The sequence below is a fragment of the Mycobacterium sp. genome, assembly GCF_035314665.1.
Lineage (GTDB): Bacteria > Actinomycetota > Actinomycetes > Mycobacteriales > Mycobacteriaceae > Mycobacterium.
Genome location: NZ_DATFZD010000300.1, coordinates 1 through 2313 on the forward strand (window position 1 = coordinate 1; position 2313 = coordinate 2313).

The window sequence follows — 2313 nt, forward strand, 5'->3', positions numbered from 1 at the left end:
GATCTCTCACGCAGGCTCTCAGCATATTTCGACGACAAAGATGGATTCAGCAAAAAGGTGACCCGCTTTTGGCTTCCGGTCTGGTGCCACCGGGGGTCCACAGCTTCGGGTACCCGACGCGCCTGCCTTATCGTACGTGCCGGGCGGCCGAGCACCTGGTGACCAGCCAAACCCCACGCCGAATTATCGCATGGCAAATCGTGCATCTAGTGTTATTAAATAGCTGCGACTAGGACCATGGGTTGCTTTGCAGCAGCAGGAGTTCTCTCGGCTGATCCCAACTGTCACACATCGTCCGGCGCCCAAGGCCCTCCCCTAGTGGTCACGGTCGTAAGTTCGTCGGGGGTCATGCGGCGTGTGGGCGGGCGTGAGGTGTGTCGTACAGGTCGAGGCGGTGGAGGAAGGTGTTGAGGTCGTCTCGGGTGTAGGTCCAGTCGAACGGTGTCGCGGTCGTGTTGTAGCGGTCTTGAAAGCTGATGATGCGTTCGGAGAGTTGGTTCAGGTCGGCGAAGTCGTTGGGGGTTATGGCTTTTCGCTGCAGTATCGAGAAGTAGATCTCCACCTGGTTCAGCCAGGAAGCGTGCACCGGTAGGTGCACCAGGGTCGCGGTCGGCCATGCTGTCTGCATGCGCTGGATCGAGCGTTGCCCGTTGTGGGACGAGCCGTTGTCGACGACCCAGAACACCCGCCGGGCCGAGGCATAGGGCTCGGTGGTCATGACTTCGGTGACCAGGTCGGTGAACGGCTCGATGCCGGTCTTGGAGGCGATCTGCCCGAGCACTCGGGCGCGATGCACGTCGTAGGCGGCGAAGTAGGCCAGGGTGCCGCCGCGCCGGTACTCGAACTCGACGCGTCGGGTACGCCCGGGTGCGGGCGGTTGTCCCCGGTGGCGTCGCTGCAGGGCCTGCAGCTGCGATTTTTCATCGGCACTGATCACATAGTCGTCGGAACCCAGTGGTTGGCCCTCCCACCGCCGGGCGTACAGGTCGAGCACCCGGGCGGCCTTGGTCTCGAAGTCCGGGTCACGGGGGAAGATCCAGGACCGATGCTGCCAGGGCTTGATCGCATCGGCGGCCAGCCATCGGCGCACGGTGGCCGGCGAGATCGTCTCGGCCAGCCCGCGGGTGATCACCTCGGTGGCCAGATCAGCGCTCGACCACCGCGACAACGGCCGACCGGTCTCGGCGGGCAGGGTGCAGGCCAGCGCCTTGACCTCAGCCACCTGCACGGCCGTGAACACACGTCGCCGCCCGCTGCGAGGCAAGTCGTCGAGCCCGGGCAGGCCAGCGGCGACGAACCGGCGGCGCCACTTGCGGACGGTGTCGACATGCACACCCACCTCGGCGGCGATCTCGGTGTTGTTGGCGCCCTCGGCCGCAGCAAGCACGATCCGCGCGCGGATCACGTCGCGATGCGCCGACCTCGATGACCGAGCCCGGGCGTGCAGAACGGACTCGTCCAGGGCGGTCAGCGCGATGATGAACGGACTGCTCATAGCCATGTATCCGTTGTCCCCGCGCCCGGTCACATCGCGGACGCGACACGCCGTGGCCACCCACACCGCACCCGACGGTTGGGTCACGATAGGCAGATGCCCAAGATCCCGGACCCGACCAAGGCCTCCTTGCACCGCCGGCTCATCGATCGTGCCCGCGAGCGTTGGCCGCAGTTAAGCGAGATACGCATGCGCTATCGCGCAGGCTTCGCCTACGTCGACGGCGTCCTGGCCGACGGCGAGGTGCTCCGGCTGTGCCGGCTGCGCTACGCCGGCTCGGCACGAGAATGGGGCTTTGCGATCTACCGAGCCAGCCACGACGACTACGAAGACTCGTTCCTGCCCAACGGATTCATGGGCGGTACACCCGAAGACGCCCTCGACACCTCCTGCGGCCTCTACCTCGCAGACCCCACCGCCTGGACCTGAACCCCCGACGAACTTACGACCGTGACTACTAGCCGGGGCAACGTCACCGGCAGCTGGATGATCTTTTCGAGATACCGCACCGCAAACGCGTTGCTGCGGTTGGTCTCACCCAGGCTCACCGCGATCGACTCGCGCACCATCTCCTGGTCGGCAGCGATGACGAACACCATCTTGGGCACCGCCAGGAACAGCTTGATCGCCTCAAGGGTCGCCATCACAGCCGGCGGCAGGCAACGGTCCAAGTCGTCGACCAGGACCACGACACGCTTGACCTGGGGCAGCCCGCCGATGAGGGTGGTGAACTGATCCTTGAACCCGGCCATCGAGCGGTCGTCGGTGCGCCCGCGCGGGGTGAACGCCTCGATGAGTTCGTCAACCTTCCACTGCAT

General features: G+C 65.3%; 3 protein-coding genes. 1 reads left to right on the forward strand and 2 read right to left on the reverse strand.

Translation table 11 applies throughout. From position 1 onward, the window contains the following. Positions 1-346: 346 nt before the first annotated feature. Entirely contained in the window at positions 347-1495 is a 1149-nt protein-coding gene (locus tag VKI00_RS20975) for an IS630 family transposase (protein WP_324440815.1), read from the reverse strand. Positions 1496-1591: 96 nt separating this feature from the next. Here VKI00_RS20975 and VKI00_RS20980 point away from each other — a divergent pair, with 96 nt between their 5' ends. Further along, positions 1592-1924 carry a hypothetical protein gene (locus VKI00_RS20980; protein WP_324440817.1) on the forward strand — a complete coding sequence of 111 codons (333 nt, stop codon included), beginning with the start codon at positions 1592-1594 and terminating at the stop codon, positions 1922-1924. On the opposite strand, the gene VKI00_RS20985 is transcribed toward VKI00_RS20980, so the two are convergent. Further along, a partial coding sequence (locus tag VKI00_RS20985) for a KAP family P-loop NTPase fold protein (protein WP_324440819.1) occupies positions 1894-2313 on the reverse strand: 420 nt, incomplete at its 5' end. The genes VKI00_RS20980 and VKI00_RS20985 overlap by 31 nt on opposite strands.